Origin of the sequence: Glaciibacter kafniensis (assembly GCF_039538945.1) — a bacterium.
In the GTDB taxonomy this organism is placed as follows: Bacteria; Actinomycetota; Actinomycetes; order Actinomycetales; family Microbacteriaceae; genus Cryobacterium; species Cryobacterium kafniensis.
The window spans coordinates 51,172-73,440 of record NZ_BAABCN010000005.1; the positions used below are offsets into that span (position 1 = coordinate 51,172).

At 65.9% G+C, this 22,269-nt stretch carries 19 protein-coding genes and 2 tRNA genes; 16 read left to right on the forward strand and 5 right to left on the reverse strand.

Translation table 11 applies throughout. The features are described from left to right. Positions 1 to 45 precede the first annotated feature (45 nt). The gene (locus ABD791_RS11115) at positions 46 to 1,365 is read right to left on the reverse strand and encodes an ABC transporter substrate-binding protein (protein WP_345066294.1); all 1,320 of its coding nucleotides are present in this window, start codon (positions 1,363 to 1,365) and stop codon (positions 46 to 48) included. A 458-nt stretch (positions 1,366 to 1,823) separates the two neighbouring features. Next, a complete protein-coding gene (locus tag ABD791_RS11120) occupies positions 1,824 to 3,614 on the reverse strand; it encodes an MDR family MFS transporter (protein ID WP_345066351.1) in 1,791 nt (596 codons plus the stop codon). 253 nt (positions 3,615 to 3,867) lie between these two features. Between ABD791_RS11120 and ABD791_RS11125 the strand changes: the two genes are divergently transcribed. The 4 genes from ABD791_RS11125 to ABD791_RS11140 all read left to right on the forward strand — a co-directional run bounded on the left by ABD791_RS11125 (position 3,868) and on the right by ABD791_RS11140 (position 8,375). Then, a complete protein-coding gene (locus ABD791_RS11125) occupies positions 3,868 to 4,788 on the forward strand; it encodes a M15 family metallopeptidase (RefSeq protein WP_345066296.1) in 921 nt (306 codons plus the stop codon). After that, on the forward strand, positions 4,781 to 6,091 hold the full coding sequence (locus ABD791_RS11130) for an MFS transporter (RefSeq protein WP_345066299.1): 1,311 nt from the start codon (positions 4,781 to 4,783) through the stop codon (positions 6,089 to 6,091). Before ABD791_RS11125 ends, ABD791_RS11130 begins: the two co-directional genes overlap by 8 nt. A 195-nt stretch (positions 6,092 to 6,286) precedes the next feature. Continuing rightward, on the forward strand, positions 6,287 to 7,585 hold the full coding sequence (locus ABD791_RS11135; protein ID WP_345066302.1) for an amidase domain-containing protein: 1,299 nt from the start codon (positions 6,287 to 6,289) through the stop codon (positions 7,583 to 7,585). Between the two features lie 103 nt (positions 7,586 to 7,688). After that, positions 7,689 to 8,375 carry an amidase domain-containing protein gene (locus tag ABD791_RS11140; protein ID WP_345066305.1) on the forward strand — a complete coding sequence of 229 codons (687 nt, stop codon included), beginning with the start codon at positions 7,689 to 7,691 and terminating at the stop codon, positions 8,373 to 8,375. Positions 8,376 to 8,768: 393 nt separating this feature from the next. Here ABD791_RS11140 and pgm read toward each other — a convergent pair whose 3' ends face one another. Then, positions 8,769 to 10,385 (reverse strand): phosphoglucomutase (alpha-D-glucose-1,6-bisphosphate-dependent), encoded by a 1,617-nt coding sequence (pgm, locus tag ABD791_RS11145; RefSeq protein WP_345066308.1) that lies wholly within the window; start codon positions 10,383 to 10,385, stop codon positions 8,769 to 8,771. Positions 10,386 to 10,584: 199 nt separating this feature from the next. Between pgm and pheA the strand changes: the two genes are divergently transcribed. Beyond that, on the forward strand, positions 10,585 to 11,532 hold the full coding sequence (gene pheA / locus ABD791_RS11150; protein WP_345066311.1) for a prephenate dehydratase: 948 nt from the start codon (positions 10,585 to 10,587) through the stop codon (positions 11,530 to 11,532). After that, positions 11,529 to 12,263: a hypothetical protein gene (locus tag ABD791_RS11155; RefSeq protein WP_345066314.1), complete on the forward strand. Its 735-nt coding sequence runs from the start codon at positions 11,529 to 11,531 to the stop codon at positions 12,261 to 12,263. Before pheA ends, ABD791_RS11155 begins: the two co-directional genes overlap by 4 nt. Positions 12,264 to 12,451: 188 nt before the next feature. Here ABD791_RS11155 and ABD791_RS11160 read toward each other — a convergent pair whose 3' ends face one another. Further along, on the reverse strand, positions 12,452 to 13,648 hold the full coding sequence (locus ABD791_RS11160) for a diacylglycerol/lipid kinase family protein (RefSeq protein WP_345066317.1): 1,197 nt from the start codon (positions 13,646 to 13,648) through the stop codon (positions 12,452 to 12,454). A gap of 49 nt (positions 13,649 to 13,697) precedes the next feature. On the opposite strand from ABD791_RS11160, the gene serS reads away from it, so the two are divergent. From serS to ABD791_RS11205, 9 genes are all read left to right on the forward strand, one after another. Beyond that, positions 13,698 to 14,963, forward strand: coding sequence for a serine--tRNA ligase (gene serS, locus ABD791_RS11165; RefSeq protein ID WP_345066320.1), 1,266 nt, complete (start codon positions 13,698 to 13,700; stop codon positions 14,961 to 14,963). After that, positions 14,960 to 15,823, forward strand: a complete 864-nt coding sequence (locus tag ABD791_RS11170; RefSeq protein ID WP_345066322.1) for an HAD family hydrolase — start codon at positions 14,960 to 14,962, stop codon at positions 15,821 to 15,823. The genes serS and ABD791_RS11170 overlap by 4 nt, the downstream gene beginning before the upstream one ends. A 163-nt stretch (positions 15,824 to 15,986) precedes the next feature. Next, positions 15,987 to 16,403, forward strand: a complete 417-nt coding sequence (locus ABD791_RS11175; protein WP_345066325.1) for a DUF4383 domain-containing protein — start codon at positions 15,987 to 15,989, stop codon at positions 16,401 to 16,403. 69 nt (positions 16,404 to 16,472) lie between these two features. Next, positions 16,473 to 17,036 (forward strand): hypothetical protein, encoded by a 564-nt coding sequence (locus tag ABD791_RS11180; protein ID WP_345066328.1) that lies wholly within the window; start codon positions 16,473 to 16,475, stop codon positions 17,034 to 17,036. 73 nt (positions 17,037 to 17,109) lie between these two features. Next, complete coding sequence (locus ABD791_RS11185) at positions 17,110 to 18,435, forward strand: LCP family protein (RefSeq protein WP_345066331.1); 1,326 nt, start codon at positions 17,110 to 17,112, stop codon at positions 18,433 to 18,435. 104 nt (positions 18,436 to 18,539) lie between these two features. Next, a tRNA-Ser gene (locus ABD791_RS11190) sits at positions 18,540 to 18,624 on the forward strand. A 42-nt stretch (positions 18,625 to 18,666) separates the two neighbouring features. After that, on the forward strand, positions 18,667 to 19,992 hold the full coding sequence (locus ABD791_RS11195) for an LCP family protein (protein WP_345066334.1): 1,326 nt from the start codon (positions 18,667 to 18,669) through the stop codon (positions 19,990 to 19,992). A 101-nt stretch (positions 19,993 to 20,093) separates the two neighbouring features. Next, positions 20,094 to 20,184, forward strand: a tRNA-Ser gene (locus ABD791_RS11200). Positions 20,185 to 20,743: 559 nt separating this feature from the next. Next, positions 20,744 to 21,007, forward strand: coding sequence for a 2Fe-2S iron-sulfur cluster-binding protein (locus tag ABD791_RS11205; protein WP_345066337.1), 264 nt, complete (start codon positions 20,744 to 20,746; stop codon positions 21,005 to 21,007). A 40-nt stretch (positions 21,008 to 21,047) separates the two neighbouring features. Here ABD791_RS11205 and ABD791_RS11210 read toward each other — a convergent pair whose 3' ends face one another. Continuing rightward, positions 21,048 to 21,176 (reverse strand): hypothetical protein, encoded by a 129-nt coding sequence (locus ABD791_RS11210; protein ID WP_345066339.1) that lies wholly within the window; start codon positions 21,174 to 21,176, stop codon positions 21,048 to 21,050. A gap of 687 nt (positions 21,177 to 21,863) precedes the next feature. Here ABD791_RS11210 and ABD791_RS11215 point away from each other — a divergent pair. After that, a partial coding sequence (locus ABD791_RS11215; protein WP_345066342.1) for a transposase occupies positions 21,864 to 22,269 on the forward strand: 406 nt, incomplete at its 3' end.

The window sequence follows — 22,269 nt, forward strand, 5'->3', positions numbered from 1 at the left end:
GCAGATGCCGGTGGCCGGGTCAGAAGACCCGGCCACCGAGTTTCGTTACTTGCCGACGAGCTCGTCGGTCAGGGTGAGCGCTTCGGCCCAGCCGGTCTGGGCGTTGAGCTCGCCCGATTCGACGCGGTCGAGCACGGCCTGGAAGACGTTCTCCTGGATCACCGAGTCATCCGGACCCTTGAACTGCGCGACGACTCCCTTCGCGCGGGAGGCCAGGATGGCGCCGACCGGGGCGCCCTGGAAGAACTCATTCGGAGTGGCCTCGTCGGCCAGCGTGGTCTGAGCCTCGGTCGTGCTCGGGAAGGTGCCGGCCGCCTCGAACTGCGCAACCTGCTGGGCCGGTTCGGTCAGCCAAGCGGAGAGCTCTGCTGCTTCCTTCTGGTGCTTCGACGTGGTCGGAACCGTCAAGAACGCGCCGCCCCAGTTGGAGGCACCGCCGGGGTTGACGTCGGCGAAGTCCCACCCAGTCGAAGCGTCGCCGCCGCCGGATTCGGTGTTGCCCTGCACAACGCCGAGCATCCAGCCTGGGCAGACGAAGGTGGCGAAGCTGCCATCAACGAAGCCCTTGCCGCCGCCCCAGTCCCAGCGGGCCTGCTTGGCCGAGAGGCCGTCGGAGATGCCCTGAGTGATCCAGCCCCAACGCTCTTCGAGATCGGCGTTGCCCTCAACATTGAGCTTGCCGTCCGCGGTGTAGTAGCCCTCGTCGAGCTGGTTCACCATCGAGTTCCAGACGAACGCGGACTGGTCGAACCACGCCTTGCCCGTCTTGGCCTTGTACTCATTGCCCAGCTTGAAGTACTGATCCCAGGTGGCGTCGGCGCCGCCGAACAGCGCGGCGACGGCGTCGCGGTCCTTCGGCAGACCCGCCGCTTCGAAGAGTGCCCCGTTGTAGCAGAGACCCTGCGGGCCGATGTCGGTGCCGTAGCCGATGACGCGGCCGTCGGCATCCGTGCCCTGAGCCAGCTTCCAGTCGACCCAGCGGTCGCTGATGTCTTTCGCCCCGAAGTCGTTGAGGTCGACGAACTGGTCGGAGACCTCCATCACCGAGCCGAGCCAGCCTTCTTCGACGGCGACGACGTCGGTGAGACCGGTGCCGGCCGCGAGCTTGGTGAACATGTCGGTGCGGGCGTTTCCGCCGGTGTCGATGTTCGTGGGCTTGATGGTCACGCCCGGGTGGTCGGCCTCGTACTGCTTGTAGAGGTCGTCGTAGCCGAATGTGCCGAACGTGGTCACGGTGAGCTCGATCGGGTTGTCCGAGCCGGCGGGCTTGTCGCCGGTGGATGCTGAACATCCGCTGGCGATGAGGGCGAATGCTGCTGCACCGGCAACGGCTGCAACGGCCTGTGTGCGTCGTGAAAGCTTCACGGTCACTCCTTTGTGTGCGTGGTGGGGGTTGAGATGAGATGTGGTGGATCTGTGCTGGATCTGTGGTGCTGGATCTGTGGTGCCGAATCTGTGCTGATGACTGCTCGTGCCGATCAGTCGTGAGGATCTGACTGGGTCGGCTGGAGAACGCTTCCGTTTTGTGAGAGCGCTCTCACGGTTGCGTGGATCAGCTAAGCGCACTCGCGGGATGTTGTCAAGAGAGCGCTCTCACGAATGTGGATTCGCGCTCGAGGGGCGCGGGCATCGCCGAGTTTGACACTTCCGGTCGAGTTTGACCGGCGCAACGGGGTACCTCGACCGCAACGGTCAAGCTCGATGCAGGGAGGCCGGTCGCAGGGGCGGCCGGTCGCAGGGGCGGCCGGATGAAGGAGAAGCCGGGGTAGAGCGGCCTGCGCAGCGGCCTGCGCAGCGGCCTGCGCAGCGGCCTGCCCGAGCGGCTACGCCGGCTCGAGCGGCGGCGTGCCGGCCGGCCCGGAGGGCGCCGAAGACTCAGGCGGCGGCGACTTCGCGGGCGGCGCCGCGGTCGATGGAACCTGCACCGGTGTCGATCCGGTGCCCGGCTCGACCAGAGCGCCCATCCGATCTGCTGCGCTCTGTGCCTGCAGTGCTGCCTCACGCTCATCGTTGGCGACCTCTTGCAGCGCCGACGTCTTGCGCAGCGGAGGTGTCTTGAAGAAGAAGCTCAGCACGAACGCGAAGGCCAGCACGAAGAAGCTGACCCAGAACACCGTGACCGCCGCGGCGTTGAAGCCCTCGAGGAACGGCGCGGCCAGGCGCGGGTCTGCGGCGTTCAGAAACGCGGTGTCTCCGTCGAGGGACCCGCTGAGAGCGCTCGGGTCTTGCAGTAGCTTCAGGATCTCGGCATTGGCCGCGTCGGCCTGCACGGCCGGGTCTGAGGCCGCAGCCTTGAGGCTGGCGATCGTCGCCGGGTTGCTGAAAATGGCGGCCAGGTCGATCGGGATGCGCGTGAACAGCACCGAGAACAGCACGGCGGTGCCCATGGTTCCACCGATCTGCCGAAAGAAGGTGGCCGAGGAGGTGGCCACCCCGATGTCGCGGGCGCCGACGGAGTTCTGGCTGGCGATCGTGAGCGTCTGCATCAGCTGGCCGAGTCCGAGGCCGACCAGCAGCATCCCGATCATCATGAAAGTGACGGGTTTGTCGGCGGTGGCAAACGTGAACCAGAAGAATCCGGCCGACATGAAGAAGGTGCCGAGAATCGGAAAGATGCGGTATTTGCCGGTGCGGGCGATGAGCTGTCCGCTTGCGATGGAGGCGATCATCAGGCCGAGAATCAGCGGCAGCATCAGAAAGCCGCTCTCGGTCGGGGTGGCGCCGTTGACCAGCTGCAGATAGAGCGGCAGCGTCATCAGAGCGCCGAACATGCCGAACCCGACGAGCACGCCGAGGATCGTGGCCATCGAGAAGGTGGCCGATTTGAAGAGTTTCAGCGGGATGAGCGCGTCGTCGCCCATCAGTTTCTCCGCCACGATGAAGGCGATGATGCCGAGCGCGCCGACCACGTAACAGAGCCAGGCTGTCGGGGATCCCCACCCCCAGGTGCGCCCTTGCTCCGCCACGAGCAGCAGCGGCACGGTCGCGATGATGACCGTCGCGGCACCCCACCAGTCGATGCGGGTCGGCCGCTTGAAGTGCGGAATGTGCAAGAAACGCAGCACGATGGCGAGGGCGACCAGGCCGATCGGAATGTTGATCAAGAAGACCCAGCGCCAGCCGGTGATGCCGAGAATCTCGGGGGTTCCGGCGAGCAGCCCACCGAGCAGCGGCCCGATGACGCTCGAAATTCCGAAGACGGCCAAGAAATAGCCCTGGTATTTCGCGCGCTCGCGGGGGGCGAGGATGTCTCCCATGATCGTCAGCGGTAGGGCCATCAGGCCGCCGGCGCCGAGCCCCTGCACCGCCCGAGATAGCGCCAACCCGTACATCGAGTCGGCCAGCCCCGACAGCAGCGAGCCGATTAGAAAGATTGTGATCGCGATGATGAACAGCGGCCGCCGCCCGAAGATGTCGCTCAACTTGCCGTAGATCGGCGTGCTGATCGTCGAGACGATCAGGTAGGCGGTGGTCACCCAGGCTTGCAGGGCGAGACCGTCGAGATCGTCGGCGATGGTTCGCATCGACGTGCCGACCACCGTCTGGTCAAGCGCCGAGAGAAACATGCCGGCCATCAGGCCGAAAATCACGAACAGAATCTGCCGGTGCGTCATCAGCGGGTTGGATGCCGAAGGGGCGTCGATGCCGGATGCGCCGGCCCCGGATGCCGCAGCCGACGATCCCGGGATCGCCGCTTTGGCTGGATCGGTGGGTGGCACTGCGGAAGGGTCCGAAGGCGTCTGCATCGCGAGCAAAGTTACTCCGTGGCATCCGCCGGATCAAGAGGAACCTGATCGAGGGAGGCCTGATCGAGAGAAATCGCTACCTCCGCAAGTCAGGGTCGGTGGTCGCGGCTAAACTCAAGAGGTGTCAGATGATCGTCCGCGCACGCGGGATTCGCAGCAGGTGCGCCGGAGGCGAGTCTTGCTGATCGTGGCCGTCGGCGCGGTGCTCTCGGTGGCCGCCGTTGGCGCAGGCGCCGTCTCCGGTCGGGCTTCGAGCCCGAGCGCCGGGGGGTGGCTAGCCTCGGTCATCGGCACGCCGACTTCGACGCCCACGTCACCGCCGATCTCGCCGCCGACCTCAACGCCGAATTTGACATCCACTCCGACGCCGTTGCCGACGTTCACTCCGCGGCCGGTTCCCGCGCAGACGGTGGCTCCCGTGCCGGTGCCCACCTTCAACCGGGTGAAATTCTCGATTGACGATCCGGCGAGCATCTGGGTCGTCGTGAACAAGATGCGGCCGCTGAACCCGCTCGATTTCGTTCCCTCAGATCTGGTCGAGGTTCCCGTTGCCCACACCTGGGTGCCGCTGCTCCGCCAGGAGGCGTCGACCGCCGTCGTCGCCCTGTTAGCCGCAGCATCCGCCGAGGCCGGCCTCTCTCTCGCCTCGAACAGCGCCTACCGCAGCTACACCACCCAGGTCGAGGTCTACAACGACGATGTGGCGGCCAACGGCCAAGCTTTCGCCGACACGAGCACGGCCCGCCCCGGCACGAGCGAACACCAGACCGGTCTCACCATTGACATCGGGCCGGAATCCAGGGTGTGCTCACTCAACACCTGTTTCGCCGACACCCCTGAGGGTCAGTGGCTGGCCGCGAATGCCTGGCGGTTCGGTTTTCTCCTGCGCTACCCCGCCGACAAAGTTGAGGTCACCGGCTACGCGTTCGAGCCGTGGCACTTTCGCTATGTCGGAGTCGAACTCTCCACCGAAATGCACGAGAAGGGTGTGAGCACGCTCGAGGAATTCTTCGGCCTGCCCGCTGCCCCGAACTATGGCTGAGTCGGCCGCCCAGTCGTCAGCTGAGTCGGCCGCCCAGCCGGCAGCCCGCACATCGACCCCGACGAGCGGCCCGCCCGCCGTGCGCCGTCGCCTCTCCCGACGCACCGGGTGGATGCCGCTGGCACTGTTGATTCTGAACCAGCTGTTGGCCGGGGTGGGCGTCGCGTCGGGCATCGCGGTCGGCGGCCTGCTCGCCGAGCAACTCACCGGCACCGTCACGATGGCCGGATTCGCGCAGACCTCCAGCGTTTTGGGCGCCGCGCTCGTGGCGATTCCGCTGGCCAGACTCGCCACCCGGGCTGGTCGGCACGTCGCACTCGCCGCCGGCTACGGCCTGGCGTTGGTCGGAACCCTCCTCATTTTCGCGGCGTCGGCATCCGGCAGCGTCGTTGTGCTCTTCATCGGCCTGGCCGCATTCGGCGCGGCCAGCGCGGCAGGGTTGCAGTCGCGCTTTGCGGCCACCGAGGTGGCGTCGAAGGGCTACGAAGCTCGGTCGATGTCGATCGTGCTCTGGGCAACGACCCTCGGCTCTGTGGCCGGACCCAACCTCTCGCAGGTGGGCAGCGACCTCGGCCGGAGCCTCGGCATCGAGCCGCTCGCCGGCCCCTATCTCTTCTCCGGTGCGGCCTTCGCGCTGTCGACGCTGCTTGCCGCGTTCTTGCTGCGCACCCCGCCGGCCGGTCAGCTCGCCGGGGAGGCGGCGCCGGTCGCTGCCCTCGGTCTGCGCGACGCCCTGCGCATCGCCCTCGGCCAGCCGAAGGCCGTGTTTGCGATGGTCGCCATCGTCTGCTCGCAGACCATCATGGTCGGCGTGATGGTGATGACCCCGGTGCACATGCACCACCAGGGCCTCTCGCTCGGCCTCATCGGCCTCGTGCTCAGCGTGCACATTCTGGGCATGTATGGCGCGAGCCCGCTGATGGGCTGGCTCGCCGACCGCATCGGGCCGAGCCGGGTGATCTTTCTCGGCGTGATCGTGTTCGCCGCAGCCGTGGCTCTCGGAGCCGTGCTCGCGCCCGATGACATGATCGGTTTGCCGATCGCCCTCGGTCTGCTCGGGCTCGGCTGGTCAGCCGGCATGATCGGCGGTTCGGCGCTGCTGACCCGCACCGTCGAACAACGCATCCGGGTGCCCCTGCAGGGGGCGACGGATGCCGCGATGAACCTCGGTGCCGCCGTCGCGGCCGCGGCGTCGGGACTGCTTCTCGGCTGGGGCGGTTTCACCGCTGTCAACGGTTTTGCGGCATTGGTGCTCATTCCGATTATCTTTTTCGGGTTGCGTACTCTGTCACCCCGACGCTGATTTTCTGACGACGGCTGAGGGCCGCCGATCGCACTGAGGGCGCGGATCTGCCGGGGCGCGGCATCCGTGTGCTGTCCGCGTGAACTGGGCCGGCTGAATATACGTTCGCATGGGTTACGGATGCTTTGTACAGCACCTTGCCAAAGATGAGTGTTTCTCTGGAAGGTCCCCTTTCCCCAGATCAGAAACGATTGTGTGCGCCCCGCCTTCTCCAGAGTTACTCGTCATGTCCTTGAAAACTTCACTCCCAGCCGCGGCAAGCACCGCGCTGGATCGCTGCAGAATGATCGACGATTCGTCGTCGGCGGCAGCATCCTCGCCGGCTGCACGGCCGTCGCCATTTCTTTGAGCGTCGCCACCGGAGCCGGAGCCATCGGCGCATCCGCTGATGAGCCGGCCATCCCGGCCGTGGCCGCCATCGACCGGCCCGTCGCCCAGCCAGACCCCATCGTGCGCAGCAGCATCATCGCCGAAGATGGAGCGTCGGCCGGACCCGTCACCGGCGGAACCGTCGTCACCGTCACCGGCGACGACCTGAGCAAGGTCGCCACCGTCAGCTTCGGCGGCAACCCCGGCACCGTCACCTCGGCCACCGCCGACACCGTGACGATCACCACCCCGCCGGCCACCGACCTGGCCACCGGTACCGTTGCCGTCGAACTCTTCGACATCGCGGGCAAAGCGGTGAAGGTCGACGACGCGTCTCTCGGCACCGCTGATGCGACGGCCCCTGCTGCCGCCGCGACCGCTTCAGCGACCGCTTCAGCGACCGCTTCCGCGCCCGCTTCGACGTCTGCTTCCGCATCTGCTTGGGCGGCGACCCCCACTGCTACGGCGACGCCCGTCTCGCCGACGAAGCTGACGCCCGCGCTTCGTGCAACCTCGACCGCGGCACTCACCTTCAACTACCTGCCCGACCCGAAGATCGCAGCGCAGGCCGCCGCGGACGCTGCCGCCGCGCAAGCCGCTGCGGATGCTGCTGCCGCGCAAGCCGCTGCGGATGCCGCTGCTGCTGCCGCGCAGGCCAATGCCGTTGCCGCACAGACGGACTACGTGTTGGCCCACTGGCAGGACTACAACACGGCCGCGTACGGTTCCATCAGTGGCAATGACTGCGTCAACTTCACCAGCCAGGGCCTGATCGCTCGCGGCTGGACGATGGATGCGGAGTGGTCGTATGACGGCACCGGCGGCGGATACAGCGCAGCCTGGTCAAGCTCGACGGCCTTTGCCAGCTATCTCAGCAACCACCCCGAGCGCGCGACGGCAATCAGCGACGCCCAGCGCGACCAGGTCAAGGTCGGCGACATCGTGCAGTTCGACTGGGACAACTCCGGTGACAAGGACCACACCGCAACCGTCACTCGCGTCGACAAGACCGCGTCGGGCACGCAGATCTTCTACGGCGGACACACCAACGACACCGACTTCAAGTCGGTTGATGAGTCGGTGTCTGGCACCGGCGGATCCGTCTCGTACTGGAGCGTCGCGTAACCTGGAATATCACACCCGTTCGAGGGTCATTTCAAATAATTGGACTGGACCATGAACGGGTGGCTTATTCCGCCCAACTCGCACCCGACGAATTGAGAAGATTGTGGCGTTCACCCGAGCCCGCCGAAGTATTACCGCTGTTGTCATTGGCGGTCTTGTCATTGGAGGCCTTGTCGTCGGCGGAGCCGTTTTTGCCGTGCAGCTCGCTGACGGCGCGGACAACGCCAATGGAGCCACGAGCGCCGACGGGGAGGGCGTTCCGACGGAATCGCAATCGACCGGCGCAGCCGCGAGCGATGCGCAACCGCAGGATGCGGCCGTCGAAGCTCAGCTGGCCTACGTGCTCAAGCATTGGAAGAAGTACAACACCGCCGACTACGGCGTTGTCGACGACAACGACTGTGTCGACTTCGCGAGTCAATCGCTGATCGTGCGGGGCTGGACGATGGATGACGACTGGTGGTCGGAGGGAACAGGTGAGGACTTCGACTTCTCCTCGGCCTGGGTGAGTTCGACGTCGTTCATGAACTACCTCGAGGAGAGCGGGCGGGCGACTGCGCTGGCCGACTCCCAGCGCGACCAGGTCAAGCTCGGCGACATCGTGCAATTCGATTGGGACGACTCGGGCGACCGTGACCACACCGCCGTCGTCACTCGCATCACTGGCTCTGGCGATTCCAGGGAGATCTACTACGCCGGGCACACCGACGACACGGACTATCGCTCGGTCGATTGGGCGATCACGACGAATCACCCGGGGGCGTCGGTCTACTACTGGAGCATTCCCTAAACCATCTCGTTGGACCTCGAGACGCAATCCATCTCGTTGGTCGAGGGCGAGCGAGCGAAGCGAGCCCGTGCTCGAGACCTGGCGAGCCGGCCTTCAAACGCAACCATCGTTCGCAAATCAGCTCGCGAGATCTCGAGCTCTGGGGCCGCTGCGCGGCATTGTGGTGGACGAATTTGACCATTTCGTTGGTCGAGGAGGCCGCCCGCGATCGGGTCGAGACCCCGTGAGCCGACGTTTGAACGCAACCCGAGTTCAAGGATTTGCTCGCGAGATCTCGAGACGCGTGCTCGCAAGCTCGCGCGCTCCTCGATCAACGAAAAGGCCATATACCTCATGGATGCGGCCTCCTGCGTCGGCTGCGCCTCGATCAACGAGATGGCCAGATGCGCACCCCTACGCGATCGCCGCGTCGACGATCGCCTTGGCCTCGCGCTGCACCTCGGCCAGGTGCTCTGCACCCTTGAACGACTCGGCGTAGATCTTGTAGACGTCTTCGGTTCCGCTCGGGCGGGCAGCGAACCAGGCGTTCTCGGTGACCACCTTGAGCCCGCCGATCGCCGCACCGTTTCCGGGGGAGTGGCTGAGCTTCGCGATGATCTCCTCGCCCGCGAGCATGGTGGCGGCGACATCGCTGCCGCTGAGCTTGCCGAGCGCGGCCTTCTGCGCCGGCGTTGCCGCGGCATCCACTCTGGCGTAGGCCGGCGCGCCGAACTGCTCGGCGAGCTCGGCGTAGCGCTGGCTCGGCGTCTTGCCGGTGACCGCGAGAATCTCGGCGGCGAGCAGCGCCAGCAGGATGCCGTCTTTGTCGGTGGTCCAGACGGTTCCGTCGAAGCGCACGAAGCTGGCGCCCGCGCTCTCTTCGCCGCCGAACGCGACAGAGCCGTCGAGCAGACCGGGAACGAACCACTTGAAGCCGACCGGAACCTCCCAGAGCGGCCGATCGAGGGCCGCAGCGACCCGGTCGATCATGCTGGACGAGACGAGCGTCTTGCCGATTTCGGCCTTCGCCGGCCACTGGTCGCGGTGGCTGTAGAGGTAGTCGATGGCCACGGCCAAGAAGTGGTTGGGGTTCATCAGCCCGGCGTCGGGGGTGACGATGCCGTGACGGTCGGCGTCGGCATCGTTGCCGGTGAGAATGTCGTAGTCGTGCTGGTGCGCGAGCACTGAGGCCATGGCCGACGGGCTCGACGGATCCATGCGGATCTTGCCGTCCCAATCGAGCGTCATGAACCGCCAGGTCGCATCGACCTTCGGGTTCACGACGGTCAGGTTGAGCTCGTAGCGGTCGCGAATCGCGCCCCAATAACCCACGCTGGCCCCGCCGAGCGGGTCGGCCCCGATGCGGATGCCGCTGGCCTTGATCGCCTGCATGTCGATGATGTTCTCGAGGTCGTCGACGTAGGCACCCCGAAAGTCGTACGCCTCAACGGCGCTCGGCTCGCTCATCTTCACGTCCCGCATGCCGTGGGCGATGAGCTCGTTGGCGCGGGCGGCGATCCAACTGGTGGCGTCGCCGTCGGCCGGGCCACCGTGCGGCGGGTTGTACTTGAAGCCGCCATCCATCGGCGGATTGTGGCTCGGCGTCACGACGATGCCGTCGGCCTCGTCGCCGTGGCCCGCCCGGTTGTAGGCGAGGATCGCGTGCGACAGGGCAGGGGTCGGCACGTAGTCGTCGAACTCGTCGACGAGCACGCGCACGTTGTTGGCGACGAGCACTTCGAGCGCCGTCGTGTAGGCAGGGGCGCTCAACGCGTGGGTGTCTGCGCCGATGAAGAGGGGGCCGGTGATGCCCTGTTCGGCCCGGTATTCGACGATCGCCTGCGTGGTCGCGGCGATGTGGTTCTCATTGAACGCGGTGTTCAGCGAACTGCCGCGGTGCCCAGAGGTGCCGAACGCCACCCGCTGAGCCGGAATGGAGACATCCGGTTTCAGGGCGTAATAGGCGGCGACCAACGCGGTGACGTCGATCAGATCTGATTCCTGGGCCGGGGTTCCTGCGCGCTCACTCATACCCCCCAGTCTGGCACCGGTTCGCGACGCCTGGTCGGGCGAACTGCTGCGTTGTCATCGTCGGACGTACAACCCCGGTACGTCCTCCTCTGGCGCCGTGCATTTCACCAGACCAGACGCCGCGCTCGGCGCCTGGTCGGCAGACTCTGCCAGCGCGCGCTCCCGGCTTCGCGGCGGCACTCCAACTAGGCTTGCTGCCATGCCTCAGACCTCGCCTGCCCCCACCAGTTACAGCTTCCTGGGGCCGGCCGGCACGTTTACCGAAGCAGCTTTGGCGCAGGTGCCAGAGGCGGCAGGCAAGACCTGGCGTGCGGTGAACAATGTGGGCGAGGCGCTGACCGATGTCGTCTCCGGGCGCAGCGTCGCCGCGATGATCGCAATCGAGAACTCGGTCGACGGTGGGGTGACCGCCACGCAGGATGCCCTCGCCAACGTTCCGAACCTGCGCATCATCGGCGAATACCTGGTGCCGGTCAGCTTCGATCTGGTCGCTCGCCACGGCACGACGCTCGCCGATGTGCACACCGTCAACGCGCATCCGGTCGCCTATGCCCAGTGCCGCGCCTGGCTCGATGCTGCGGTGCCCGGTCACGGACACATCCCCGCATCCAGCAATGTGGCCGCCGCCGCCGCGCTGCTCGAGAACGATCAGGCGGATGCCGCGATCGCCCCGCCCGGAATCCTCAAACACCACGACCTTGCCGTGCTCGCCACGAACATCGGCGACAACCCCAACGCCGTGACCCGCTTCGTGCTCGTCGCCAGCACGAGCGAGCTTCCCGCTCCGACCGGCGCCGACAAGACGAGCCTGCTCGTCGAGCTGCCGGAGGACCACTCGGGCGCCCTGCTCGAGATGCTCGAGCAGTTCGCCACCCGCGGGGTCAACCTGAGCCTGATCCAGTCCCGGCCGATCGGCGACGAACTCGGACGCTACCGCTTCGTCATCGACGCCGACGGCCACATTCTCGACGAGCGGATGGCCGACGCGCTGCTGGGCCTCCGCCGGTTCAGCCCCAACGTGACATTTCTCGGCTCCTATCCCCGGGCCGACAAACGATTGATCGAGTTCACCGATCGGTACGACGACGGGATCTTCATCGAAGCGCGGGATTGGCTGCGCGCACTGATCGGGCAGGACCCGGCATGACCTCCGGCGCTGGAGTAGACGGCCAGCCGCGGTTCGACCCGCGGCACGACCCGATGTTTCAGCGCGGCTTTCGGCCGGGGGAGCATGCCAGTTCCGAGCACGACCGTGTCGAGCAGCAGCTGCAGCAGCAGCGCTCGCGAGCTGACGGGCGTTCTCGAGCGGATGACGTGAGATTTGACGGTGACGCGGCCGTCACTCCCGTATCGACGAACACGGCGATCCCGGTGAACCCGGTGAACCCGGCGATCCCGGTCGCCTCACCCGTACCACCAACCTCACCCGCCGCATCCGTTTCGCCCCCGCCCGGCGTTCTGACGCCGAACCGTGTCACATTACCGATTTCGACCTCGAAAAATGGTCATTTGACACAGTTCGGCGAGAGCGGTCGTGCGAGGCAGGGTTCGGCGGATGGCTTAGGTCAGGTCGCCAACGACACGAACGAAGACGAGATGTGGGCCACGGATGCGCGGCCACGAGTCAACCCCTTCCTCGCCGCCCTCTGGGTGATCGGATTCACCCTGATCGTCGGTGGACTCTGGCTGTATTGGCGGGCAATTTCGAATCAGAACAACAGTTACAACGGCGTGGGGGAGATGCCGTTCGAGATGCTCCTGCAGCAGTTGTCCTGGACGCTGTCCCCGACGATGGTCTCGACGGGATTCCTGGTGCTCGTCGGCCTCATCTTTGAGCGAGCAATCCGGTGGCAGCGCGAGCGTCGCCCCACGTCCTAGCCGTCGTCTTAACCGTCCTCAGCATCCTCAGCATCCGGACTCTCTCCACTGACCGCAGCATCGTGAGGGGTCGCAAATCGACCTTAAACCGCTTCGCGAAGGTCGATATGCGACCCCTCACGCCCCGCGACCCAGGTTCCGCGACCCAGGAATCCGGCGACCTGCACCTACGAATCGGCACAAACGAGCTAAGACGCCGCCGGCACCCGCACGATCAGCGCCCGCGGATCGGCCCGCAGAAACAGCGCCCGCACCGACCCGAACTCGTCGCCATCGATCTCGAACGGCTGCGGGTGCTCCACAGTGATGCGGATGTCCGCCGACTGCAGTGTCATCATCGTGCGTTCGTTGTTCTCCGACGTGGCCTCGATCAGCCGGCGTCCGGTCTTCGAACGGCGCAGCACGCCGTTCTCCCAGCTGACGCGGCGCCAGATCTTCAGCCAACCGAGCACGCCCTTCGGCTGCAGCACGGCGATGTCGAGAATCCCATCGTCGACCCGCGCCTCGGGCAGAAGCTGCAGGTTGCCGGGCAGCATCCCGCAATTGGCGATCAGGATCGAGCTGATGTGTGCAGAGCGATCGGCCCGGCCGGCCAGGCTGTAGCGGATGCGAAACGGAACGGCCTTCGGAATCACCCGCACGCCGGCATCGATGTAGGCCAGCCAGCCGACCTGCTTCTTGAGGTCGGGTCGGGTGGCCGCAATCATCTCGGCGTCGAGTCCGAGGCCGGCCATCACCAGAAAGACATGGTCGTCGGTCTCACCATTCACACCGGTCACACTGGCCACGCCGAGGTCGATCGCCCGATCCTCGCCGCCGAACGCGATGGCCGCCGACTCCTCGAGGCTGCCCAGCGGCAGCTGCAGGTTGCGGGCCAGTAGATTGCCGGTGCCAGACGGCACAATCGCCAGCGGAATATCCGAGTCGCGCAGAGCCTCAGCCGCGGCGCGTACGGTGCCATCGCCGCCGGCCACGATCACCATCGCGATTCCTTGTCGCACGGCGCGACGGGTGGCCTGCTGGCCGGCATCCGTCTCGCTCGTCGAGAACCAGAGGGTCTCTCCCCAGCCGGCCGACTGCGCAGCCCTCGCCACCGCCGTGCGCAGCTTCTTCAGGTCGACCTTGATCGGGTTGTAGACGACTGCGGCATATTGCGCGACGACGGGTGCCTGCTGTTCGGAGTCGGTCTTCGCGTGTTGCGCGGCGGCGGGTGCCTGCTGTTCGGAGTCGGTCTTCGCGTGTTGCGCGACGGCGGGTGCCTGCTGAACAGGGTCGGTCTTCGCGTGTTGGGCGACGACGGGCGCCCGCTGAACAGGGTCGGTCTTCGCGTGTTGGGCGACGACGGGCGCCCGCTGAACAGGGTCGGTCTCGCCGGGGGCAGTCACTCAGCCAGGCTATCGGGTTGCCCAGCTTGGCGCTTGTAGACTGGCCAGCGTGATTGATCCGGTGCTGCTTCGCGAAAATCCTGACCTCCTCAAGCGTTCGCAGGAGGCCCGTGGCGCCTCCGTGGAGGCCGTCGACGAGGCGCTCGCCGCCGACGCCGAACGCCGCACGACGATTGCGGAGTTCGAAGCCCTGCGCGCCGAGCAGAACCAGTTCGGCAAGCTCGTCGCTGCGGCTCCGAAAGACGAGAAGAAGGCCCTCGTCGCCCAGGCGCAGGAGCTCGCCGCCCGCGTCAAGGTGGCCAGTGCGACGGCGACGGATGCCGAGGCTCGCTTTCACCAGATCGTGCGTACGATCGCGAACCCCATCATCGACGGCGTTCCGGCCGGCGGCGAAGACAACTTCATCACCCTGCGCACGCACGGCGAGACCCCCGAATTCGATTTCGAGGCGCGCGACCACCTCGAGCTCGGCGAACTGCTCGGCGCGATCGACATGAGCCGCGGCGCCAAGGTGTCCGGCTCGCGCTTCTACTTCTTGAAGGGCATGGGCGCCCGCCTCGAGATCGCCCTGATGAACATGGCACTCGACCGGGCCCTCGACGCCGGCTTCACTCCGCTGATCACGCCGACGCTCGTGCGCCCCGAGATCATGGACGGCACCGGTTTCCTCGGCGAGCACGCCGACGAGATCTACTACCTGCCCGCCGACGACCTCTACCTCACCGGCACCAGCGAGGTCGCGCTCGCCGGCTACCACTCCGACGAGATCCTCGACCTCTCGGTCGAACCCCTTCGCTACGCCGGCTGGTCCACCTGCTACCGTCGCGAGGCCGGCTCGGGCGGAAAAGACACCCGCGGCATCATCCGGGTGCACCAGTTCAACAAGCTCGAGATGTTCGCCTACGTGCTGCCCGAGAACGCCGAGGCCGAGCACGACCGCCTCGTCGCGCTGCAGGAGGGCATGCTGCAGTCCCTCGGCCTGAGCTACCGCGTCATCGACGTCGCCGCCGGCGACCTCGGCTCGAGCGCCGCCCGCAAGTTCGACATCGAGGCCTGGGTTCCCACGCAGGGTGCCTATCGCGAGCTCACCAGCACGAGCAACTGCACGACCTACCAGTCGCGCCGTCTGGACATCCGCTATCGCACCGAGTCGGGCAAGACCACGCCCGTCGCGACGCTGAACGGAACCCTGGCCACCACCCGTTGGATCGTGGCTTTGCTTGAGACGCACCAGCAGGCGGATGGCTCGGTGCGCGTTCCAGAGGCGCTGCGCCCGTACCTCGGCGGCATTGAAGTGATCGAGCCGATCAAGTGACCGACTCCACCCGCGCGGCTGAGCTGGGCAACCCCGAGCGTGTCGGAAGCCCCGATCTGATTGACGCCCCTTGGCTCGTGGCCCTCGACATCGACGGCACGACGATGCACGAAGACGGCACGATCAGTGACCACGTGCTCGCCGAGATCGACCGGCTCGACCGTGCAGGGCACGAGGTCATGCTGGCCACCGGTCGCTCGGCGGCGGCCACCCTGCCGGTGCTCACCCGCCTCGGCATCACGCCGCGCTACCTCGTCTGCTCGAACGGCGCCGTCACGCTGGCGCACGACCCGTCAGAGCCGTCCGGATACCGCAGGGAGTGGACCGAATCCTTCGACCCGACCGACGTGCTCACCACCATGCGCTCGCACCTCGACAACGCCCGCTTCGCCGTCGAAGACGAGCAGGGCCACTACCGGTTCACCGAGGTTTTTCCTGACGACACCATCGGCGACGACAGCGAACGCGTCGACTTCGAGGAGCTGCTGGTGCACCCGGCGACCCGCGTCGTCGTGATCTCGCCCGATCACCAGATGGAGGAGTTTCTCGCCGTCGTCGACCGGATGGGCCTGCACCGCGTCAGCTACGCCATCGGCTGGACGGCGTGGCTCGACATCGCGCCAGACGGAGTGAACAAGTCAACGGCCTTGGAGCGCGTGCGCCTCGAACTCGACATCCCGCGGAGCCGCATCCTCGCCGTCGGCGACGGGCGCAACGACATCGACATGCTGCTGTGGGCCGGCCAGGAGGGCCGCGGAGTGGCGATGGGCCAGTCGCCAGACGACGTGATCGCCGTCGCCAGCGAAATCACGGCTCCGGTGCAGGGTGACGGACTGGCGCAGGTGCTCGCCACTCTCTAGGGAATTTCCTGGTTAGCAGTCGGCGGAGTGCTGAATGTGCTGGTCAGGCTTCTTTGTGTTGCCTCTGTGTGTGGCCTACCAGAATGCACCAATCCGAGCAGAGCCACGCCTCCGAACACTTGTCAAGCACGGTTCGGCCGTGCCCTACACAAGGAGGCATCACATGCGCACATCACCCAACCGCCTGGTCGGAACAATCTTCGGCGCGGTCTACGTACTGGTCGGGGTGCTCGGCTTCGCCGTGACCGGCGGCGTCGGCCTTGTTGCCACCCAGGGCGGATTACTCCTCGGAATCTTTGAGGTCAACCCGCTGCACAACATCGCCCACCTGCTCATCGGCGCGGCGCTCCTCATCGCAGGCCTGTCTACTGCGACAGCGGCCAAGGCCGCGAACACCACGGTAGGGGCGGTCTACCTGCTGCTGGGTATCGTCGGGTTCTTCATCGCCAGCACGGCGGCGAACATCCTCGCGCTGAACACGGCCGACCACTTCCTCCACCTGGCCAGCGCGATCGTGTTGCTCGGCGTCGGACTCGCCGCTGACAAGGTCACCGGCACCAGACGCACCGCAGCGGTCTGACCGGATTCGAGAGACAATCCGGATTCGACAAGTAACAGAGTTTCAACAAACAGCAAAGAGGAGCACTCAATGACCCCGATCGTCAGGATCTGGCTCGCCTTTTCAGCGATCGGCGTCGCACTGATCCACCTCGCCGTCGGCGCCAGTGCTCCACTCGTGCTGGGGATCATCCTGGTCGGGTTCGGTCTCACCGAGCTCGGCTGGGGTGTGCTTGTCCTCATCCGTTCACGACTCCTCGTGCCCGGCATCGTTCTCGGTGCCGCGCTCGGGCCGGTGATCGTTTGGGCCGCGGCGATGTCACTCCACAGTGGATTCGGCCTCCCCGCCGAAGCGGTCGCCCTCCCGCTTTTCCCGATGTTGATTGCGTCGTTGTTCAATCTCTTCCTTGCCGGTTCACTGGCCGTGCTGCGTCGCCGGGCGGCCTCTCGCGCGCCGGACACGCCGTCGACGGCTGTCGCATCCGACCCACAGGGATGGCGTTTCCTGACTGGGCTGATCCTGGCCGGATTTCTGGTCTCCGCGCTCACCACTCCGGCCCTGGCCGCAACGGATGCCGGCGCCCACGCCGTTCCCCACGGCTCGCACGCGGTTCCCGGGCTTGAATTCCTGGACGGCGGCCACGCGCACCACTGAAACAGTCGCATCCGCCGCCCACCACCGAAGGTCCCACCAGGGAGACCGCAGCGAAGCGGTGTAAAGTCACCGCATGATCGCCCGATCAGCGCCAGATCCGGATGCCCCGCGCGGCGCGGCACGCCTCGCGCCGCCGCTTCCGATTCCGATCGCTCGGCACGGTCGATTGCCCGTGCAGCCGGTGTCGATCACGCTGCTGAAGGGGTTCGCTCTGGCGCTTGCCGTTGTGTCGGTGAGTGTCGTGGCTGTCACCGGAATCGCCATCGGTGACGTGACATCCAGCCTCAAGCCGGGCGTCGCGTTACCGGCCGACACCAACGGGCCGGCGCCAGGGATCGGCGCGATCGCGGGTGGCGTGAACCTGCTGCTCGTTGGCAGCGACAGCGGTCAGGGTGACCCGCGGTTCGGCGATCGCGGCGAGCATCTGAACGATGTGACGGTGCTGCTGCACATTGCGCAGGACCACGCCTCTGCAACGGTCGTCAGCTTTCCGCGTGACCTCGAGGTCACCATTCCGGCCTGCGCGGCGTCTCCCGACGAAGGTGCGCCAGGAACCGACGGCGGGTTCACCGACAAGCTGAACACCGCCATCTCCTACGGTGGGCTCGGGTGTGCGGTCGCCGTGGTGCAGCAGCTCAGCGGGCTCACCATCCCCTTCGCGGCAGAGATCGAATTCAACGGGGTGATCGAGATGTCGAACGCCGTCGGGGGAGTGCCGGTCTGCGTGGCTGAGCCCATTGAAGACGAATACACGGGCACCTTTCTGTCGGCCGGCGTGCATGTGCTCTCCGGGTGGGAGGCCCTGCAGTTTCTCCGCACCCGTCATGGGCTCTCGACCGGCAGCGACCTGGCCAGGATCGGCAACCAGCAGGCCTTTCTGGCGTCACTCATGCGCACCATCACCAGCGACGGCACCCTGAACAACCCGCTCACGCTCTACAGCCTGGCGAAAGCTGCCGCCGGCAACATGCGCCTCTCCGCCAGCTTGCAGAGCCTCGATTCGATGGTGTCGATTGCGAAGGCCCTGCAAGACATCAACCTCGAGCAGATGGTGTTCGTGCAGTACCCGGTGGAGGAGACGCCCGACGGACTCCTCGCGCGCACCGATGACGCGGCCACGCTGTTCGGGGCGCTGGCGGCCGACCAGCCCATCCAGCTGAGCGGGCAGCTCGGGCCGGCCAACGAGACGGATCCGACCGCGCCTGCTTCTCCTGAACCAGCCACTCCCGAACCTGCCTCGACCGATCCCGCCGCACCCGCGACATCCGCCCCCGGCACCCCGACGGGCGTGCCGACACCGGCGCCGACCGGCCCGGCCGTCGTGCTTCCGCCCAGTGTGACCGGGCAAACTGCGGCAGATCAGACCTGCACGGTGGGGCGTTCCCTCGACAATCAGTAGGCGCGGTGGGGGCTCGGAGGGCCCATCCAGCATGTTGCCAGGATGTCCTGTCAGTCTGATGAGGCCGTCATCGGATAGGATCGTTGCTTGTTCGTTCGCGAACTGGAGGGCTGTCCGAGCGGCCGATGGAGCCAGTCTTGAAAACTGGTGGGCAGAAATGTCTCGTGGGTTCGAATCCCACGCCCTCCGCACCATGACGTGTCAGGGCCGACTTCCGATGAAAGGACCTGAGTGAGCGACCAACTGCGCCCCCGATCTCATCGAGCGCAGCCGCTCACCGCCGTAGCACGGCACGGTCGACTCAAGAAGTCGAACCCGTTCAGCACCCTGGCCAAGTTCACCTCTGCAGCGCTCGCCGTGCTGCTCGTGAGTGGGGCATCCGTTGCGGCCATCGCCGCACTCGATGTGGCCACCAGCGTCAAGCCCAGCGTTCACCTCGCCAACGAGAAGGCGCTCGGCGATACCGTGCAGCAGATCGCGTCGATCGAGGGCGGCGTCAACCTGCTGCTGATCGGCAGCGACAGCCGAGTGGGCCAAGACCCGGCATTCGGCGGCGCAGACGAGACCGGCGACCTCAACGATGTGACGATGCTGCTGCACATTTCGCAGGATCACAAGAACGCGTCGGTCATCAGTTTTCCGCGCGACATGTTCGTTCCCATCCCCGAGTGCCCGCTGCCCGACGGCGGCACCTCTGATGCGATGAGCCGGCAGAAGATCAACACCACGCTCAGCTATGGCGGCATGGCCTGCACCGTTCTCACCGTCGAGGCGCTCACGGGGCTCAGCATCCCGTTCGCTGCCGAAGTGCAGTTCAGCGGCGTGATGGCGATGTCCACCGCCGTCGGCGGGGTTCCCGTCTGTGTGGCCGAGCGCATCGAAGACGAATACACCGGCATCTTTCTTGACCCAGGCGTGCACGAGCTGCAGGGCGTCGACGCCCTCCAGTTCTTGCGCACCCGCCACGGAATCGGTGACGGCAGTGACCTGACCCGCATCAACAACCAGCAGGTCTTCATGTCGTCGCTCGTGCGCACGGTCAAGAGCGCCAACACGCTGTCAGACCCGCTCAAGGTCTACTCGCTCGCCAAGGCGGCGACCGGCAACATGACGTTGTCGTCGAGCCTGAACGACGTCGGCACGATCGCCTCCATCGCGATGGCGCTGAAGGACATCCCGCTCGAAGACATCGTCTTCGTGCAGGTGCCCACCGGTGGCACCGAGGGCGGCGTGATCCCCTCGCAGCCTGACTTCGATCAGATGTTCACTGCTATCGCCGCCGATCAGCCGCTGAAACTCAGCGGAGCGATGGGCCGTGGCGCGACTCTCGACCCGAGCGCACCGGTTGTCGACGCTGCGGCGCCGGTCGATCCTGCGGCCGATCCCGCTGCAACAGATCCGGCCGCAACCGATCCGGCCGCCGATCCTGCCGCCGATCCTGCTGCTGTCGACCCGGCTACCGATCCCGCCGCTGGCGTGACCTTGTCCGACCGGGCCACCGGTCAGACCGCGGGCGAGCTCACCTGTTCCGTCGGGCGTACGCTCGACGACCAGTAGCCGGTCGGGGCAGAGCGTCGACCAGCGCCCCGGCGATGGTCGAAAGGATGCCCCGAATTCGGTTATGCTTACAAGCGTGTGTTCGCTTCGGTGAGCATTCAGGAACCGTCGCATAGTTCGGCCTAGTGCACCACCCTGCTAAGGTGGAGTACCCTTTACAGGGTACCGTGGGTTCAAATCCCACCGGTTCCGCAGTGAGGAATTCAGTTTGTTCAGCAGCTGAGTTCACGAAATTCTTCAGCCCGCACAGTTTGTGCGGGCTTTTCGTGTTTCAACCCCGCGATCGGGATTTGATGATCGCGATCACCCGCATCGATTTCGAGAAGACGCGGTTTCTCGGGCCCTAAATGACGATTCGCCCTGCTTTGTGGCAGGGCGAATCGACCTTTCGTACGGGTGCTGGAATTGGGGTTCGTGCAGGCGGGTTAGCCGCCGGGTGGCGAGGCGTATCCGTCGGTGTGAACGACTCCCTCGCGACAGAGTCCGGTGCCTGTGGCAGGCCGAGAGTATGCGTCTGCGGGAAGCGGATGACGGCATCCTTGCTGTAATGGTTCAGCGAGGCGTGGGCGTTGCCGTTGCCCTCGACGCCTTCCTCGTGACACCGCGGTCGATCATGTCGAGCCAGGAGAGACTGCTCCGCTGCAGAAGCAGAGCGTACGCGACATCGATGCCGTTTCCGCAAGAATCGGCAGAAGACTCGCTGTCGACAGGAACGCGGTCGTCAGAACCCTTCACTGTGCGGATCCCCGCTTTGGGCGTCGAGGTGACGGTGCCTCCATCGGCGACACTGCTCGAGACGCTCGAGACAGCAGGTGTCGACGCGCTCTTCGATTGCCGCAAGGGTGAATGCGGTCTGTGCGAGGCCCGCATCGTGAGTTTGGAAGGCGAGATCGACCACCGTGACGTCTTCTACAGTGAGCGGCAACGAGACGCGAAGTCCAAGATCTGCGTGTGTGTGTCGCGCGTCTGCGAGTCCGCCGATCAGCGCGGCGTCATCACGCTCGCGTTGAGCTGACGGGAGCCGGCCATACGTGGCTGGTCGCGATCGCGCAGGATCACACGTCGTCGCCCGCGACGGCACGCTCCAGTATGCGGCGTGCCGCTTCGGGTGTGACTTCGCGGGGGTTCGAGTAGGGACGCGTCGTCACCTCCGCCACGATCTGGCCTATCGCGGCCTCAGGCATCCCGAGTTCCTTCAGCGACCGCGGTGCGCCCCAGTCTAGGGAGCTCCGCTGAAGGGCGGCCGCTGGATTAGCGTCGCCGAGGGCTTCGGCGAGCATCGAACAAGCGGTGGCGCCGTCCTGGTTTTGACTACTCCAGTGGAAGAAGCTGACGGGCGGGCAATCACTCGAACTCGCCGTCAACTAAACAGAGTCGATGCCAAGGCTGGGCCCATTCTCCCGCCAGCTTGGGACGCGAGTTGTGGAAGTGGGGACCTCATCCTCTCAGCAGCTCCGCGACCTTGCTAGCCTCCGATGGGACCTCGAAAACGCGATTCGATTCTGCGACGCCTACCTCAAGGCCGAGGATCGCATTACCTCGGAAGTCGGCCAGTCTCGGACGCCCTGCGGATGTCAGCTCTGATCGCATATGGCCGGGCATTCGGAGGAGGCATTCGCAGTGAACGGCTTGACCGAAGCAAGCTCGCAAACGTTGACGGCGGCGATTCCCACCGGTACTTCATCGACCTTCGGGACAAGTACGTCGCGCATTCGGTGAACGGGTATGAGCAGACGGTGATCATCGGGTCACGTCCCGTGGAGTGGTGTAAATCTCGGCAGGCCCGCGTTGCTTCGTTAACGTGAAGAGCCATCGTGCGATGGTCAGTGAGAACCGATCAAAGTTACTCACAGAAAAGACACAAACACACGATGGCTCTGGACCAGTCTGCCTTGCTTGACCTGCTTGGCCAACTCCAACAAACCGATGTCACCGACCGGATCCGCTCCGCGACCGAGAAGCTCTACCAAGAGCTCATCGACGCGGAAGCGACCGCGTTCATCGGGGCGGCCCCGTTCGAACGCTCAGGCGAGCGCACGACCCACCGCAACGGAACCCGGTCGCGGCTCCTCACCACGACCGCCGGGGACCTGAATTTGAAGATCCCGAAGCTGCGCCAGGGCTCGTTCTTCCCGTCGCTGCTGGAGCGGCGTCGCCGGGTCGACCAGGCGTTGTTCGCGGTCGTGATGGAGGCGTATCTGCACGGTGTCTCGACCCGGAAAGTCGACGACCTGGTCAAGGCGCTCGGCGCCGACACCGGCATCTCCAAGTCCGAGG